The 16,119-nt window shown below is 42.7% G+C and carries 14 protein-coding genes; 9 read left to right on the top strand and 5 right to left on the bottom strand.

The features are described from left to right. The first annotated feature begins 15 nt into the window (after positions 1-15). Together glpE and glpG are read left to right on the top strand one after the other, a co-directional pair. Complete coding sequence (gene glpE / locus GQS54_RS13445; RefSeq protein ID WP_166424492.1) at positions 16-336, top strand: thiosulfate sulfurtransferase GlpE; 321 nt, start codon at positions 16-18, stop codon at positions 334-336. Between the two features lie 3 nt (positions 337-339). Then, the gene (gene glpG / locus GQS54_RS13440) at positions 340-1,197 is read left to right on the top strand and encodes a rhomboid family intramembrane serine protease GlpG (protein ID WP_166424491.1); all 858 of its coding nucleotides are present in this window, start codon (positions 340-342) and stop codon (positions 1,195-1,197) included. 137 nt (positions 1,198-1,334) lie between these two features. Here the strand turns inward: glpG and GQS54_RS13435 are convergent, their stop codons facing one another. Continuing rightward, complete coding sequence (locus GQS54_RS13435) at positions 1,335-1,748, bottom strand: flagellar basal body-associated protein FliL (RefSeq protein ID WP_166424490.1); 414 nt, start codon at positions 1,746-1,748, stop codon at positions 1,335-1,337. A 126-nt stretch (positions 1,749-1,874) separates the two neighbouring features. Between GQS54_RS13435 and GQS54_RS13430 the strand changes: the two genes are divergently transcribed. From GQS54_RS13430 to GQS54_RS13420, 3 genes are read left to right on the top strand one after another with little or no spacing between them, the layout of a single operon-like run. Then, the gene (locus GQS54_RS13430; RefSeq protein WP_166424489.1) at positions 1,875-2,456 is read left to right on the top strand and encodes a chorismate lyase; all 582 of its coding nucleotides are present in this window, start codon (positions 1,875-1,877) and stop codon (positions 2,454-2,456) included. A gap of 40 nt (positions 2,457-2,496) precedes the next feature. After that, positions 2,497-3,318 (top strand): 4-hydroxybenzoate octaprenyltransferase, encoded by an 822-nt coding sequence (ubiA, locus tag GQS54_RS13425; protein WP_240919943.1) that lies wholly within the window; start codon positions 2,497-2,499, stop codon positions 3,316-3,318. Positions 3,319-3,352: 34 nt separating this feature from the next. Continuing rightward, on the top strand, positions 3,353-5,299 hold the full coding sequence (locus GQS54_RS13420; protein WP_166424488.1) for a methyl-accepting chemotaxis protein: 1,947 nt from the start codon (positions 3,353-3,355) through the stop codon (positions 5,297-5,299). 13 nt (positions 5,300-5,312) lie between these two features. On the opposite strand, the gene GQS54_RS13415 is transcribed toward GQS54_RS13420, so the two are convergent. Next, a complete protein-coding gene (locus GQS54_RS13415) occupies positions 5,313-5,558 on the bottom strand; it encodes an accessory factor UbiK family protein (protein WP_166424487.1) in 246 nt (81 codons plus the stop codon). Between the two features lie 182 nt (positions 5,559-5,740). Here GQS54_RS13415 and rep point away from each other — a divergent pair, with 182 nt between their 5' ends. Next, the gene (rep, locus tag GQS54_RS13410; RefSeq protein ID WP_166424486.1) at positions 5,741-7,756 is read left to right on the top strand and encodes a DNA helicase Rep; all 2,016 of its coding nucleotides are present in this window, start codon (positions 5,741-5,743) and stop codon (positions 7,754-7,756) included. Between the two features lie 4 nt (positions 7,757-7,760). On the opposite strand, the gene GQS54_RS13405 is transcribed toward rep, so the two are convergent. The 3 genes from GQS54_RS13405 to GQS54_RS13395 all read right to left on the bottom strand — a co-directional run bounded on the left by GQS54_RS13405 (position 7,761) and on the right by GQS54_RS13395 (position 11,840). Further along, positions 7,761-10,379 (bottom strand): EAL domain-containing protein, encoded by a 2,619-nt coding sequence (locus GQS54_RS13405; RefSeq protein ID WP_166424485.1) that lies wholly within the window; start codon positions 10,377-10,379, stop codon positions 7,761-7,763. A 112-nt stretch (positions 10,380-10,491) separates the two neighbouring features. Next, positions 10,492-10,866 carry a cytochrome c5 family protein gene (locus GQS54_RS13400; protein WP_166424518.1) on the bottom strand — a complete coding sequence of 125 codons (375 nt, stop codon included), beginning with the start codon at positions 10,864-10,866 and terminating at the stop codon, positions 10,492-10,494. A 134-nt stretch (positions 10,867-11,000) separates the two neighbouring features. Then, positions 11,001-11,840, bottom strand: a complete 840-nt coding sequence (locus GQS54_RS13395) for a DNA ligase (RefSeq protein WP_166424484.1) — start codon at positions 11,838-11,840, stop codon at positions 11,001-11,003. A 628-nt stretch (positions 11,841-12,468) separates the two neighbouring features. On the opposite strand from GQS54_RS13395, the gene GQS54_RS13390 reads away from it, so the two are divergent. The 3 genes from GQS54_RS13390 to GQS54_RS13380 all read left to right on the top strand — a co-directional run bounded on the left by GQS54_RS13390 (position 12,469) and on the right by GQS54_RS13380 (position 16,109). Continuing rightward, complete coding sequence (locus GQS54_RS13390) at positions 12,469-13,449, top strand: PEP-CTERM sorting domain-containing protein (protein WP_166424483.1); 981 nt, start codon at positions 12,469-12,471, stop codon at positions 13,447-13,449. Positions 13,450-13,534: 85 nt separating this feature from the next. Further along, positions 13,535-14,059, top strand: coding sequence for a hypothetical protein (locus tag GQS54_RS13385; protein WP_166424482.1), 525 nt, complete (start codon positions 13,535-13,537; stop codon positions 14,057-14,059). Positions 14,060-14,618: 559 nt separating this feature from the next. After that, positions 14,619-16,109, top strand: a complete 1,491-nt coding sequence (locus GQS54_RS13380) for a SulP family inorganic anion transporter (RefSeq protein ID WP_166424481.1) — start codon at positions 14,619-14,621, stop codon at positions 16,107-16,109. Positions 16,110-16,119 lie beyond the last annotated feature (10 nt).

The raw sequence follows: 16,119 nt of genomic DNA, 5'->3' as shown, positions 1-16,119 counted from the left end.
TCAAAGGGTAGGATCATGGAGCAATTCGCACATATTTCCGTGCAGGATACACAGCAAAAACTTAAGGCAAACCAAGCGCGTCTTGTTGATATTCGCGACGAGCAGTCATTTGTAGCGGGTCATATCGAAGGTGCGGTGCACTTAACGAATGGCACTTTAATGAATTTTACTCAAGAAACTGATTTTGATACGCCTGTTATTGTATGTTGTTATCACGGCGTGAGTAGCCAGCAGGCCGCTCAGTTTTTAATACATCAGGGATTTGATGAGGTATACAGCATGGATGGTGGTTTTGAAGCGTGGCGTCAGAGCCTTCCCTTTATAAGTGGTGAGTAAACGATGTCAGTGCCTTTTTTATTGGTCGCCTTTAGTCAGGAACGTGCTGCGTTACTATTAATTAATTATTTGAATAGTAAAGGGATTTCAGCCAAGTATGCTTTACAAAGCGATGGCCATGAGCACGGCGTCGAGCTGTTAAATGAAGCAGACAAAGATCAAGCTAGTCTTATAGCGGGGGAATTTATTCAAGCCCCCAAAGACATTAAGTACCAGCAGGCGGCTTGGGACAACGGTGAAACCGTAAGTTTGCGTCATGGGCAATCAGGTATTTCGTTCAGCGGGATCTGGCAGCAACTTCGGGATACGCCAGTTACTACCTGCGTATTATTAGTGTGTTTGGGGATCTACTTGTTAGCCATGGTTGGTTTCATTTGGCCCTACGAAGTCTTAGTTATTCAACCCTTTGATGAGTTGATGCATAATCATCAATGGTGGCGTTTAATCGGTCCTGCGCTGATCCACTTCTCAATGCTGCACATCGTATTTAATGTACTTTGGTGGTGGACATTGGGCGGTCAAATCGAACGTCGTTTAGGTAAAACGACGTTAACGGTATTATTTTTGGTTTCTGCATTGTTGTCTAATATTGGGCAGTTACTGATTAGTGGGCCGAATTTTGGTGGTTTGTCTGGAGTAGTTTATGCTCTTGTTGGCTGCGTTTGGTGGTTAGGTTGGTTACGTCCAGCTTGGGGCTTGATGATACCTAAACCCATGGTGGGCTTTTTGTTAGTGTGGCTAGTGATTGGTTATGCAGATATTCTTTGGGTCAGTATGGCGAACACTGCTCACACCGTCGGCTTGTTTACCGGTTGCGCTTTTGCGTTTGTGCTCAGCAAATTATCAGTGAAAAAAGGCTAGCGCCTAAATAGCGCTTGGGGTTTTGGTATGCTGGGAATTAGTGGTATCTATAAATACTATCGCGACTGCTCTTTATGACTTTGCATAGCCCGTCAAAAGGGAGCATAAAACAGTCGCCTTATTCAATAAAGCTAGGTTTAACCGTAATAAATGTACTTGGTAAATATGACATCTTTTATCATATTTGAACCCGTTTCTTTCTTCATTAACTTGCGCATGTTTTCTATTAAACTACGACGGATATCTTCTCGTCCCGTGAGTGATCTAACCCGCTCTTCTGGTTGACGACCCAGAATTTCAATGGCTGTTGCACGTAATAAGGGGGCGTGATGGGCGGCTAATTCCAAATCATCTGCATCTTCAAGCATTAATTCGATCGTGATGCGAACATAACCCAACTTGCGATTATTAGAACCTAAGTAGTTGGTCACTATGTCTGGCTCTAAACCAAAATAGGCAAATTGTTTACCTGCAGGCTCTTGAGCAAAAATAGACGCATTTAGTGTACTTAACAATATTAAACAAATGCAAAACGATCGAAAAATAGCCATTTTTGCCTCTTCGCTGGCGGTGTTTTAATTTCTATTGTGTCAATAGCTTACCAATATTTAGTCAGATCGTTAAAACTATTTATTCGCTCTTTAGTCTAGCAGCGGCAATTGTTATTATGCGTGGCTATGCAAAATACTCACAACAGTGCCTTCCCATTAGATGACGATGTGACTTGGAATAACCAAGGGCGCATGACTATTCCTAATTCCAACTTAGAAAGTTGGTTACTCAATACCGGTTCATTAACTCAGCGTTTAAAAACCCATTGCGCAGAATTTAATGTTCAAGTGGTCGGTCAGTACCAAGCCTTGGCAACTGTAGATGAATATCGGCAGCTTGGAGTGGAACCTGAGCAGTGCCGCAAGCAAGATTGGCAAATACGCGAGGTGATATTGCATGGCGATACCCAGCCTTGGGTGCTCGCACGTTCAGTGATCCCACAAACCCTTTGTGAAAGAGATTTTCTAGATTTAGGCAATAAACCTTTAGGACATCTGATATTTAACGATAACAGGTTTAAGCGCCAGCCATTTCAGTTGATGTGCATGCAGCCTAGTGATGAGTTTCTACAGCATTATGGCTTACCTGCCATTGCAACAATGTGGGGGCGACGATCGGTTTTCCATTATCAAGATTATACCATGATGGTTGCAGAGCTGTTTTTGCCCCAGGCGCCGGTATATAGAGGGGAAAACCTTGAACAGTAAGTTGTTTAATCGCACTACGTTCTACGGAATGTGGTTGTTAATGCGCGCTGATAAGCCGGTGGGCTCCTATTTGTTGCTGTGGCCTACACTGTGGGCATTGGTGTTAGCCGCACAAGGCTTACCTCCTTGGTCGATCACCGCTGTTTTTGTTACTGGGGTTTTTGTTATGCGCTCAGCGGGTTGTGTCATCAATGATTATGCTGACCGTAAGGTTGACGGCAAGGTAGCTAGAACCAATGCGCGTCCGTTGGTCAGTGGCATTGTGACTGAAAAGCAAGCTCTTGGGTTATTTGCGACCTTAGTAGGGGTGGCTTTTTTACTCGTACTGACCTTAAATTGGCAGACCATTGTTTTATCAATAGGTGCATTGATATTAGCCAGTGTTTACCCGTTTATGAAACGCTATACTCATTTACCTCAGGTAGTACTGGGCGCCGCGTTTGGTTGGGCTATACCCATGGCGTTTATGGCTATTAATGCGACAGTTCCGGGTTGGGCGTGGGGTGTCTTTGCTATTAAAGTCGTGTGGACGGTTGCCTATGATACGCAATATGCCATGGTTGATAAAACTGATGACTTAAAAATTGGTGTGAAATCTACCGCTATTTTGTTCGGTCAATACGACAGGCTTATAGTGGGTTTACTGCAACTGAGTGTTATTTTGATGCTTTCGGTGTTAGGGCGATACTTGCAATTAAGCCTGCCATTTTATCTTGGTGTCTTGGTAGCTGCAGGTTTATTTTTACATCAACAGCGCTTAATTTTTTACCGTGATAGGCAAGCCTGTTTTAAGGCTTTTTTAAATAATAATTATGTGGGCATGGCTATCGCGTTGGGTATAGCTGGACATTACTTTATGTGACGCGCTAATTAGCATCACATCTACCGGAGATGATATGAATAACCTGATTGGGGCCTTCTGTAACCCAGCTAAAACATTAATGTCGCAGTTTCGTTACTCGGTTAAATTCACTATCATCAGCATTATTTTCTTGGTTCCATTGATTCTCAGCCTAGCTTTACTGCAGTACGAATACAGTGATGATATTAATTTTATTGATCAAGAGCGCAAGGGTGTCGCTTTTATTCAAGCTCTACAAGACGAGCAGCTCAATTTAGCAAGCAACATTATTGATGCTAAATCAGTATTTACCTCTACATTATCGGAGCAGCAAACCGCGTTCAATGAGCTTGCTTCAACGCGAGTTAATGGAAGTGTTGAACGATTTCAGCAGGCCCTCGATAACGATGATAAAGAAGGTGCATTCAAGGCTTTAGCAACCTTGTCGCAGGCGATTTCTGATGTTACTAATCTGGAACTTGATTTAGCCCTCGACACGAGTTATCTCATTACTACCTTGGTGCGTAGTTTGCCACAAATGCAAGAGCAACTGGCCATGACAAGTTCATTAGCCTTGCAGGTTACCCAATCCGGTGGTTTTACCCCAGACACATACATCGGGTTATCAAATGCCAATCAAAAGCTTCCGGTTATGCTTGAGGGCGTGGAGCAAAGCATACAAGTTAGCTTGCAGGCAAACCCTGAGATAGAAAAAGCAGCGGGTTTACAATGGCTGGCTCTTGAAAGTAGTTTAGTTGCCCATCAAAGCATTATTCAGCAACAAATTCTCGACCCTGATAGTATTAATATCACCAGTAGCAAACTGTTACTAACGAGCAACGCGGTAAATCAACAGTTAAGTGACTTCGCTTCGTCTTTAATACCGATTCTAGATGGATTGTTACATGAACGAGTGGCCCAAGCTAAATTTAAAAATAATGTTATTTTGAGTGTGTCATTGATCGCTGTTTTGTTAGCTTTTTATCTGTTTATTGGAATGTATTTGTCAGTTGCCGAGAATATCAATCAAGTCGTAACAGCTGTACACAGTATTGCTGATGGCGATTTAAGCTCGCGTGTTGCTGTGTCCGGCAAAGACGAAATGCGCGATATTGCCGATGATATGAATCATATGACTGAGAATCTTCAGACCTTAGTTGCGCGTATCAGTGACGCGATAGAGACCTTGAGTCAGTCGGCGTTAAGTCTCAAAGGAATAACCGCTAAGACGAAGCAAGATGTGACAGAGCAAAAATCTGGTACTGAGTTAATTGCTCAATCTATGCAGCAATTAACGCAGGTAGCACATGCTGTTGATAAGAACTCAGGAACCGCCACTGAATCCGCAGAAGTCGCGCAAAGTGAAGCACAACAAGGCAAGCAGCTAGTAGGACGTTTACAATCTGTGATGCGTGATATGCAAACGGAGTCTAGCCGTTCCCAAGAAGCAATAAACCGGCTGGTGGAAGACAGCAAAAATATTGGTCAAGTGTCCAATGCAATTAACGGTATTGCTGATCAAACGAACTTACTCGCGCTCAACGCAGCGATTGAAGCCGCTAGAGCAGGCGAACACGGTAGAGGATTTGCGGTAGTCGCTGATGAAGTACGTACATTGGCTCAACGTACTCAAGACCAAACTAATCAAATTCATGACATTATCAGTAAGCTGCAACAAGCAACGAAAGACACAGAATTGAGCATGGAACAAAGCCGTGTTCAGATGGACGTGAGTGTTCAAGAGAGTACGGTGGTTGAAGCATCCCTACAACGTATTACCGAAGTGATCAGCACTATCAATAATATGAGTGGAGAGATATCCGGTTTGGCAACGCAGCAATCGCATGTTACCAACTCAGTTGCATCTCAAGTCGAAGAAATAGCAGCCATATCTGAGTCGACTATGAAAGGGGCTCAGGAAACCGAGAACGCTGCTGAAGATTTACTGTTCGTGGTAAATAGTCTTAAAAATGAGTTAGCTCAGTTACAAAAAGGCCGTTAAAAAGGCCTTACTTTTATTGTAAACTCTTTTCTAATGCGTTGAATTTTGCTTCTAAAACGGCGAGCTTTTCTCGGGTGCGTATAAGCACATTACTTTGAATTTCGAATTCTTCACGACTCACAAAATCCAATTTATTGAGCTGGCTTTGTAGTACTTGTTTAACCTTTGACTCTGCTCCTTCAGCCATTGTTTTCACGCCAGGAGGAATGGCATCTGTGATTTGTTTAGCAATATCCTCTAATTTTTTTGGGTCAAGCATCTGCGGCTCCGTCATAAGATTAAAACGCCATTGTAGCGAATACTACGGCGCTTGGCAGCATAAAAACTATCTGTATAGTTAATCTACAAGTCGCACTCATAAAAGCATAATTTCAAGCGGATTGTTCGCCTTTTAGGGTGGATTGATATTACAATTCGCTGCCCAATAAAAAAGTGAAATTCATGAAACTCAACCCAGGCCAAAATGAAGCGGTAAATTATATATCTGGCCCTTGCTTGGTATTGGCGGGGGCCGGTAGTGGTAAAACCCGCGTAATCACCAACAAAATAGCTTACCTTGTGCGCGAATGTGACATTCCGGCGCGTTATATTGCTGCGGTAACATTTACCAATAAAGCTTCTCGAGAAATGAAAGAACGGGTCGCGCAAACATTGGGTAAAAAGGAAGCCAGGGGGTTAAAGGTTTCTACGTTTCATACCTTAGGGCTGAGAATTATTAAAGCTGAGGTGAAAACACTAGGACTAAAGGCCGGGTTTTCACTGTTCGACGACAAAGATAGTTTGGCGCTGCTTAAGGATTTGACGGATATTGAATTGGGCGGTGATAAAGATCAATTGAAACTGCTGCAAAGCTGTATATCAAACTGGAAGAATGATCTTTTGCTACCAGAGCAATTGCTTAAGCGCACCACGACGGCAGGGGAAACTGAATTTGCTGAATTCTATCAGCGCTATCAGAATCATTTGCGAGCATATAACGCCCTCGATTTTGATGATTTAATTCTGCTGCCCACCTTGTTGATTAAGCACAATGAAACTGTGCGTCAGAAATGGCAAAATCGTATTCGTTATTTATTGGTAGATGAGTACCAAGATACCAACACCAGTCAATATGAGTTGGTGCGTTTATTGGTAGGCCAACGAGCCCGCTTTACCGTGGTAGGGGATGACGACCAATCTATATATTCTTGGCGCGGTGCAAGGCCACAAAACCTAGTTCTGTTGAGTAAAGATTTCCCCGATTTGCGGGTGATTAAATTAGAACAGAATTATCGTTCGTCAGGACGCATTTTGCACTGTGCTAATATTCTGATCCAAAACAACCCACACGTATTCGAAAAACGGCTTTTTTCTGAACTCGGCTACGGCAATGAGTTGCGTATTATTACGGCTAAAAACGAAGAGCATGAAGCAGAGCGTGTGGTCGCAGAGTTAATAGCCCATAAGTTTATGCAAGGCACTAGTTTTAAAGATTATGCCATATTATATCGAGGCAACTTTCAATCGCGTCTGTTTGAAAAAGTCCTAATGGCAAACCGTATACCTTACAAAATCAACGGTGGTACTTCGTTTTTTGGTCGAGCAGAAGTCAAAGACATCATGGCCTATTTACGATTATTGGTGAATCAAGATGATGATAATGCCTTGCTGCGGGTCATCAATACACCCACTCGTGGTATTGGCCGTGTCACCCTAGAAAAGCTGGGTAATTTTGCCAACGAAAACCGTACTGGTATGTTTGAAGCGGCATGTTCTCCCATGCTATCTAATGTATTAACGGGCAAGTCGCTAGAAGCGGTAGAGCGCTTTTCTCGATGGGTTGTAGAGCTAGCTGACGAAATTAAACGTAGCGACAGCATCGCGGCCATTCGTCAAATGATTAAAGACATTGGCTATGAAGAATGGCTTTACGAAACAAGCACCAGTCCTAAAGCGGCTGAAATGGGTATGGCTAATATCAGCACCTTGTTTGGCTGGGTGAGTGACATGCTGGAAGGCGGAGAGTTAGACCCACCAATGAGCTTGCAAGAGGTGGTTAACCGCTTAATTTTGCGCGATATGATGGAGCGCGGTGAAGACACCGAAGAAACAGATCAAGTGCAATTAATGACGTTGCATTCTTCAAAAGGTTTGGAGTTTCCGTATGTATTTATGGTGGGGATGGAAGAAGGCTTGTTACCCCATCAAAGTAGTATCGACGAAGACAATATAGAAGAGGAGCGAAGATTGGCTTACGTGGGGATCACCCGAGCGCAGAAAGAGCTCTTTTTCACCTTAGCCAAGGAGCGTCGACAATATGGCGAAGTTATTCAGCCCGAGCCGAGCAGGTTTTTACATGAACTCCCTGCTGATGATGTTATTTGGGAAGTAAAAAAGGTTAAAGTTAGCTCAGAAGCCCGCCAGCAAAAAGGCCACACCGGCATTGCTCATCTGCGGGATATGATGAATAAAAAATGACCTTTTAGCGCTCGATTGAGACGGCTGTTGGGTCCTCTAAGTAAGAGCCTTGGCCGAGTTCACAGCCGATAGAACGCAATAAATCTGCTTGTTCTTCGTCACTAATACCGGAAACGATAAGCTTAAAGTTAAGGTGCTGAGACATCGCTAACACTGATTGAATGAGCTTCAAATTCCGTTCTGAGCGAGTAATGGTTTTGACAAACCGATGATCTACTTTGACAAAATCAAACGGATAAGAATATAAATAACTTAACGAAGCAAGACCACTACCAAAGTTATCGAGCACAAGCTTTATGCCAGAGCGCTTTAAATGCTTAATCGCTGGTAGGCTAAATTCGGCGCGGCGATTCAAATCGTTTTCATCAAATTCAAAGACTAAGCGTTTGGGATCAATCTGCTTAGCCTTAATATCTTGTATCAGTTGCACGGCTGCTTCCGATTGCGTTAGGTAATGAATCGAGAGATTAACCGCTACCCGATAGTTCTCTTGTTCAGCATAAGGCGTAAGTTTTTCGCTCAGCATCGCAAAAGCTGAATTCAGCATGTAGTTGTCCATTTCAACAAGGAGGCCACTGTGCTCGGCAATTTGCCAGAAACTATCGCGATCCATGGCGCCTAATCTAGGATGCATCCAACGAATACGACATTCATCATACAAATGACTCGCGTCTCGCATATCGAAAACAGGATGGGAATATGCCTCAAAAGCGCCTATTTTTAATGCATGACGAAACTCACTTTCAACTTCCAGTTCTTCAAGTAGTTTTTTGCGCATAGTTAAATCGAAGACCACGAACTGGCCGCGACCTTGGAATTTAGCCTGGTACATTGCAGCATCTGCATCACGTACTATTTCACTGGCTGATTGATAACCGCTTTCAATATAAGCGATACCGATACTGGCGCCAGAAAAAATCTCTCGCCCGTCGAGTACAAATGGTGCAGCGATAGAATTAATAATACGAGCAGAAATTACTTCCACGTCATCTGGGGAGTCGAAATTGTCTAATAATATAACGAACTCATCGCCTCCAAGTCGGGCCAGTAAATCATGACTACGGATACAAAGGCCGATACGCCTGGCTACCTCAATCAAAAATGAGTCGCCGGCGTGGTGACCTATTGAATCATTAATTTGTTTAAAACGATCTAAATCGATAAATACCACAGCAAAATTATTATGTGGGTAGCGTTTCTTATTGGCTAACGCTTGGCTTAAACGAGCGTTGAACATAGTGCGATTGGGTAAATTTGTTAGCGCATCATGATGAGCGTCATGCACCAGTTTTTGCTGAATGGCTTTGCGCTCTTCAATTTGCTTTTGTAAGTCTTGATTGGTTTTATTGAGCTCATCTGTGCGTTCTTTAACTTTCTCGGTTAGCTGCTGATTATAAGCATGTATCGCATCTGAAGAACGCTTGCGTTCCAATGCCACCGCAATATGATGAGAAACAAAACGCAGTAGCTCTAAGTCGCGCAATGAATAGTGCTCGTCTTGGCTGTAGCTTTGTATGGCAATGACGCCAGATATTTCGCCGTCAACGACCAAAGGCGAGCCTAGCCAAGAATTATTCTGTTCCAGCATATTTTTTGCTGTAACAGCATCAAGCTCATTTTTTTCGGTTAACTCTTTCACTCTTGAAGGGTTGATTAGCTCTGCTGTTCCTGAGCGCAATACAAATTCCGTTAAGCCAAGTCCCACCTCGCGTGATTCGATTTGAGAGTTGATTTCATCGGAGTAATAAGGAAATTCGAGTCGTTTTTTATCTGCGCTGATAGTGGATATATAACAGTTCGGTGCACTAATTAATCTGGCGATAACCTCGTGTAAAGAAGCGTAAAAGTCTGCCATGTTGCCGTCAACAGACGCTGATAACTCTGATATCTCAAATAATGCGTTTTGTAGCGACTCAACTTTTTGTCGTTCGTTTATTTCTTCTTGTAGTTCTTCGTTGATATTTTGCAGTTGCTTGGTACGTTCGCGGATCGTTAATTCGTTCATTTCCCGGCTTTTAACACGATCGACTGTATTGACGATATGTTGCGAGACGAACAAGAGGATGTCTAAATCTTCTTGGATATAGCGTATCGATTTATCGTAGCTCTGCACCACCATAGCGCCAATTACTTGATTGCCTCTTTTTAATGGCACCCCAATCCAATCTACCGGGCCTGAACCTATTTGCTGAACGTTAATTTCTTTGAGTTGTTGTTCGCGATTTTCTTCAGTTAAAAAAAGGTGATTACCGCTACGTAGAATATAACCAGTGAAGCCTTTCATTAATTGGCTCGCGGGTATTTGACGTAACGCAACCTCGTCGAATTGATCGACAAAATAAACGAAATCAATTACTTCGTTTACTTGGTCATAAAATGCCACATAGAAATTTTGGGCATTCATAAAGCGCCCGATGATGTCGTGAATAGCAGGGTATAAGCGGGATAATTCATTGACTGAACTAGCAAGTTCAGAGATATCAAAAAGTGATTTTTGAATAGCTTCTGAGTGCTTATATTTTTCGGTGAGTTGTTGTAACTGAGGGATCAGTTCGCGTAACTCGTCGATAGATAAGTTGTCAGAGATATTACTAGTTTCAGCATGAGACGATATTGCGTACACAGAAATTCTATTTTTTTATTGTTTTTATAATGTGGAAAATAAACTATTTGTTACAAAAAGGCCACCTTGAGGTGGCCTTTTTACGAACAATTTTTTGCTTTAAAACAATTAATTATATGCCTTCGATCATATGTTCAATAGCTGCTTTAATTTCATCGTCAGAACAATCACCACATGTACCCCGAGGAGGCATTGCGTTTAAGCCGTTGATTGCATGTTGCCATACTGTGTCAAAGCCTTGCTCTAAGCGGGGGGCCCAGTCAGCAGCATTCTGAAACTTAGGCGCACCTAACACGCCTGAGCTATGACATGCGACGCAGGCTGTTGAGTAGATGTCCGCACCTGAACGTGGGCCGCCTGCTGAAGCTGTTTCTGCTTTAGCGCCGGCAACATGTACTTTGCCTACAGGTGCGATACGTGATTTTATATCGTCATCGGAGTTAATCGCAGCTTGCGCCGTGAAAATCGAGGCTAAACCAACAAACATGCACAACAAAATTTTACGTTTCACTATTTTCTCCACGTCAGGGGGTAGTCCTGTCATTCTTTACGGATAATATTATGAATTGGATTATAACGACTAATTTAGTGTGAACAACCATTTATACTGCACAAATTATCCTACTTTGGTGTTATTTGCCGCATGTAACTGGCGAACTTGGGGATACCATTCACGGTAAAATCATAATATTTGTAGGTGATTACAGACCCTATGGCGGGGGGATTAAGCCGCTCATCATCTGAAAAGCCGCTGCCAATTTTAAATTTTTGACCATTGCTCATTTGTACAATAAGCGCTCCCATCATGCCAAGGTATTTACCTTTGCCCGGCAAATATGCCAACACAATGGCTTCTGCATCCATATGCTTTTTAAGCTTTAATACGTTGTTACCACGACCTGATACATACAAAGCGTCTTGATAATGCAGCATCAACCCTTCACCGCCTTTTGCAATGACAGTATCAAGTGCTTCCATAAGGGCTGACGTATTGGCAAATCTTAGCTGAGGAATGATCTTAAGTTGAGGTAAATTCGCTTGGCGTATTAGGGTCTCTAACTTACTGAACCGTTCACTAAACGGCCCAGGATGCTCAGGCAAATCAAATATCATAAACTTTACGTCACGCCATCTCTCATCAGGTTGTTGCGTCAGAACCACCGACGCCGTTTTCTCAAATTTTTTACGGGCTATCCATAGCTCGCCGTCTAAAAATTGTGCGGGAAAGCCGCGAATAAACCAATCAGGTGCAGATATAGGGTTGCCTGAGCGGGTAATAAGTTGTTCGTTATTCCAGCGGGCGCGCACTCCGTCTAGTTTTTCACTGACCAAGTAATCTGTTATTACTATGTCTTCGTTATATCGATTAGCCAGTTCGATGGGGGGCCCTACTTGGGCTAAAAGGGGGTTATGATTTAGTACACACGAATACAGTATAAAAGTGAGTAAAAGCCGAAACATATTCAAATCCTCCATGGATGCTAGTCAGTTTAGAATAGTTCATCTTAATTTTTCTAGCTTGTACAAAATTACATATTCTCTGCAGTTTTATAATTAGTGAGAGTTGGCATTCACTTTCAAGCAGTAGTAGAGGTGCCAGCGCGTCTCCCTTTTATTACCTTTAATTTATTTTAAGGCTGTGATTCTGTTAATCTACATTGGAGCATTTAAGGTGCGCTGTTTATCTCTGCCCAAATAAGGTCAAAAGATCAAACAACAGAATACGCATTAGGGATAATGATGACGAATTCCTTAAACACGATACTTCGAATTTAAAGTACCTTTGATGATCTTTTCCGTTAGCTTTACTTTTTCAGTTAGAGGAAATGTTTCGATTCAGTCAAGGCTTAAAGGATTAAACAAAAATAGCTCGTTAAGTGTCAGTTTATTTTACAGATTAACAAGGAATTAAATTGCGGTAAGAATATTTCGCATTAATTTCAATTGGTTAACGGATTGGCGTAATACCTGCTAGTCCGCGGAGCCTCCTTATTGTAGGAAAAAATAATTTAATCTGGAGTATAAAGTACTCAGTGGTCAGAGCGAATTAATCGGATTTATTAATTTAAAAGTAGAGGGACACTATAAAATGACCAGAAAAACATTGATCGCAGCATCTATACTACTAACTGTTACTGCGATGCCTAGCCATGCAAGTCTAATGTTCAATTTTGATTACTCTGATAACGTTGCTAACGTCGGTTTTTTAGATAACACCGAAGGTGCAGCGCGTCAATCAGCGCTAGAAACAGCAGGTAACTTATTTTCCAATATGTTCGGTAGTTATTTCAGCAACTCGGGCACAATCGATCTTTCTGTTACTTCCACTGACGATAGTAATAGTGGGACGTTAGCCTCTGCTGGATCGAATTTTGTTAGCTCATGTTCAGGACCTTCAGGTTCGGGCGGTTGTGTCGTTAACGAGGTCGTTAAAACCAAGCTACAGACGGGTGTTGATGCCAACGGTGCTGATACTGATGGCAGCGTTGATGTGAACTGGGGTTGGAATTGGCAACTGGATGCTGATACACCAGCCGATCCCTCATTAGATGAGTTTGATTTTTATGCCGCAATCTTCCATGAACTGACTCATGCATTAGGCTTTAGTTCAGCTATATTTGAAGATGGATCAGGGCTTTTCAACGACGAATGGGCCGCATTTGATATCTTTTTACAGAATTCAAACGGTACAAATATTATTGATGACGAATTTTACTTAAGTCAAGGCGTGTGGGACGCGGCGAGTGTTGGTGGAACAGGAAATGGACTGTTCTTTGGCGGAGCTAATGCTGTGGCCGCAAATGGTGGTAATTTGGTAGGAATATATAGTCCAACCACTTGGGCTGTTGGGAGTAGCGGTAGTCACCTTGACGGAGCTCCGTTCCCAACCGACATGATGAAATATGATAGAGACTTTGGCCCAGAAACACGCGGTTACAGTGCTGTTGATGTTGGCGTACTGACGGATCTTGGTTACTCTAGAGTGACTGATGTGCCAGAGCCAAGCACATTTGGTATCGGCATTGTTGGCTTACTCAGTCTAATGTTTGCTCGTCGTCGTAAAAATTAGTGTTAATACGCATATCTCTCAAGGGAGTCCTGCAAAGGGCTCTTTTTTTTCAACCTACTTCTCTCCTTTGAAGTGGGTGAGACAAATGTTAATCCTCTTTTTAACCAATCTGTTACTTTCAATGAGTGTAACTAGCATGGCGTCAGAAACTAACCACGAGATTGGTGGACTTCCTCTAACTTATCAATTAAGCGAAGTCAGTATTAGTCTGACTCGGCATGCAACGGCCAGAGCAGGCTCGACGATTAATCGCGTCAGCATTTTAGGATCAGGAAATGCAACATTAGAGCACGGTGGAAAGGCTATACCTTTTGCCTATCCGTCTGAAGAAAAGGTCAAGCTATTAAACGCGCTATACAAGATTCGATATTTTAACCTTCCAGCACGTCTTAACATTAAATACTCTGTCTTCCTAAAAGAAGACGGTTCTATTGGAACAAATGTTTTGCGTATGTCTGATGCTGCCAGCACGACTATTTGTTTCAACATACCTGACTATGAGAAGTGTGTAACCTATGGTTCAGACGGTCCAGTTGAATTAGAAATACTTACGCAAGCTCAGTTCGATAAAGCTGAACTATTGGTTAGTCAGAGCATAACTGGTAAATAGCACTATGGTTGTTGTTGCCACTGTCATAAAACATATGCCTGTGCCGTCTCAAATGACACTCGAACTGGCATTTGATTGCTTTGTGTCGATAGTTAGGTTCCATAATGGAGATATTCACAAGCAGTCACCGAAGTCCAGCATCAAGTAGGCCGTGATGTCGCTAACAGCTAACAGCGTATTAACACAGAGATTTACCGTCAAGTATTCTTCTTACTGCGTTATTTACTGTAATACTTGCACTAAAGAAAATATCGACCATCATAAAATTATTTGTGTATGACACAAATTTTCCCGTCATTAAATGTCGCGTAATAGAGGGGGGCGCATAAAAATATTCTTATTTGTGACCACTCTACAAAGTCTATATCATTTATCATATACCGCTAAATAACCAAGGAATACGACCTTGAATCTCACGCCACCCTAAGTATTTTTTTCATTATAGGCGCTGCCCGTTGGATATATAAATTAGCGGACGAGAAGCAAATACCCCCGATTTTTCTATATAAAAAACCACTTTTCTCGACTTCGAGGAAACGGCTAACATTAGGTTATTGACATGCTCGAACATATGAAAAGAGACTGGTTCTCTAATATTCGTGGTGATGTGCTTGCCGGTATTGTTGTGGCATTAGCCCTGATACCTGAAGCCATTGCTTTTTCAATTATTGCCGGAGTTGACCCCAAGGTCGGTCTTTACGCCTCATTCTGCATTGCGGTCATCATCGCGTTTGTGGGCGGAAGGCCGGGAATGATTTCTGCGGCAACGGGTGCAATGGCCTTACTTATGGTCACGCTTGTTAAGGAGCACGGGCTAGAATATTTGCTTGCGGCAACGTTGCTTACAGGGGCTCTGCAAATATTGGCTGGCTATCTGAAACTAGGCAACCTGATGCGCTTTGTTTCACGCTCTGTGGTGACAGGATTTGTTAATGCATTGGCTATTCTAATTTTTATGGCGCAATTACCTGAGCTAACGGACGTGACGTGGCACGTGTACGCGATGACCGCTGCAGGTCTTGGGATCATTTATCTTTTGCCATACATTCCCACCATAGGAAAAATGATCCCATCCCCACTGGTGTGTATTGTTGTGCTTACTATTGCATCCATAGCGCTTGGCTTAGACATTCGTACTGTGGGCGATATGGGAGAATTACCAGACACCTTACCGATATTCTTGTGGCCTGATGTACCATTGAACATGGAAACGCTGTTCATCATTTTACCTTATTCATTGGGACTTGCTGTGGTTGGTTTGCTTGAATCAATGATGACCGCGACTATTGTTGACGATCTTACCGACACGACCAGTGACGGTAATAAAGAATGCAGGGGCCAAGGTATTGCTAATATCGGAGCGGGACTTTTTGGCGGTATGGCGGGCTGTGCGATGATAGGCCAATCAATTATCAACGTAAAATCTGGCGGTAGGGGAAGATTATCAACTTTTGTGGCCGGTTTAGTGCTGATTATTATGGTGGTCTTCCTAGATGACTGGGTGCGTAAAATCCCGATGGCTGCGCTCGTCGCTGTTATGATCATGGTCTCTATTGGAACGTTCTCTTGGTCATCCATAAAAGATCTACGTACCCATCCACTATCATCCAGTATTGTTATGTTAAGCACAGTTATCGTTGTCGTGGCCACACATAACCTAGCCATTGGGGTCTTAGTAGGCGTACTTTTAGCTACTTTGTTCTTCTCCAACAAAATCGGTCGTTTTATGGTAGTGAAATCACATTATAGTGAAGGGGAAAATATTCGAACATACGACGTCGTCGGCCAGGTCTTTTTTGCTTCTGCGGAACAATTTGTTAGCGCATTTGATTTCAAAGAAGCCGCTGAAAAGGTAGTGATAGACCTTACCCACGCGCATTTTTGGGATATTACCGCTGTATCTTCCTTGGATAAGGTGGTTATTAAATTTCGCCGTGAAGGTGCCACCGTAAATATCGTTGGTATGAATCAAGCAACAGAAACTGTCGTCGATAAGTTTGGCGTACACAATGATCCCAAAGAAGTGGAAAAACTGTTTGGCGGACATTAAGGAGACAATG

It is taken from the genome of Paraglaciecola sp. 20A4, assembly GCF_011378905.1.
Lineage (GTDB): Bacteria > Pseudomonadota > Gammaproteobacteria > Enterobacterales > Alteromonadaceae > Paraglaciecola.
The sequence above is the reverse complement of the archived record's forward strand: the minus strand, read 5'-3'. Positions and strand labels throughout refer to the sequence as shown.

What these genes read in the sequence shown, in the direction of transcription:
- glpE (WP_166424492.1), top strand. Translation starts at nt 16, where the DNA reads ATGGAGCAATTCGCACATATTTCCGTGCAGGATACACAGCAAAAACTT.
- glpG (WP_166424491.1), top strand. Translation starts at nt 340, where the DNA reads ATGTCAGTGCCTTTTTTATTGGTCGCCTTTAGTCAGGAACGTGCTGCG.
- GQS54_RS13435 (WP_166424490.1), bottom strand. Translation starts at nt 1,748, where the DNA reads ATGGCTATTTTTCGATCGTTTTGCATTTGTTTAATATTGTTAAGTACA.
- GQS54_RS13430 (WP_166424489.1), top strand. Translation starts at nt 1,875, where the DNA reads ATGCAAAATACTCACAACAGTGCCTTCCCATTAGATGACGATGTGACT.
- ubiA (WP_240919943.1), top strand. Translation starts at nt 2,497, where the DNA reads ATGCGCGCTGATAAGCCGGTGGGCTCCTATTTGTTGCTGTGGCCTACA.
- GQS54_RS13420 (WP_166424488.1), top strand. Translation starts at nt 3,353, where the DNA reads ATGAATAACCTGATTGGGGCCTTCTGTAACCCAGCTAAAACATTAATG.
- GQS54_RS13415 (WP_166424487.1), bottom strand. Translation starts at nt 5,558, where the DNA reads ATGCTTGACCCAAAAAAATTAGAGGATATTGCTAAACAAATCACAGAT.
- rep (WP_166424486.1), top strand. Translation starts at nt 5,741, where the DNA reads ATGAAACTCAACCCAGGCCAAAATGAAGCGGTAAATTATATATCTGGC.
- GQS54_RS13400 (WP_166424518.1), bottom strand. Translation starts at nt 10,866, where the DNA reads ATGTTTGTTGGTTTAGCCTCGATTTTCACGGCGCAAGCTGCGATTAAC.
- GQS54_RS13395 (WP_166424484.1), bottom strand. Translation starts at nt 11,840, where the DNA reads ATGTTTCGGCTTTTACTCACTTTTATACTGTATTCGTGTGTACTAAAT.
- GQS54_RS13390 (WP_166424483.1), top strand. Translation starts at nt 12,469, where the DNA reads ATGACCAGAAAAACATTGATCGCAGCATCTATACTACTAACTGTTACT.
- GQS54_RS13385 (WP_166424482.1), top strand. Translation starts at nt 13,535, where the DNA reads ATGTTAATCCTCTTTTTAACCAATCTGTTACTTTCAATGAGTGTAACT.
- GQS54_RS13380 (WP_166424481.1), top strand. Translation starts at nt 14,619, where the DNA reads ATGCTCGAACATATGAAAAGAGACTGGTTCTCTAATATTCGTGGTGAT.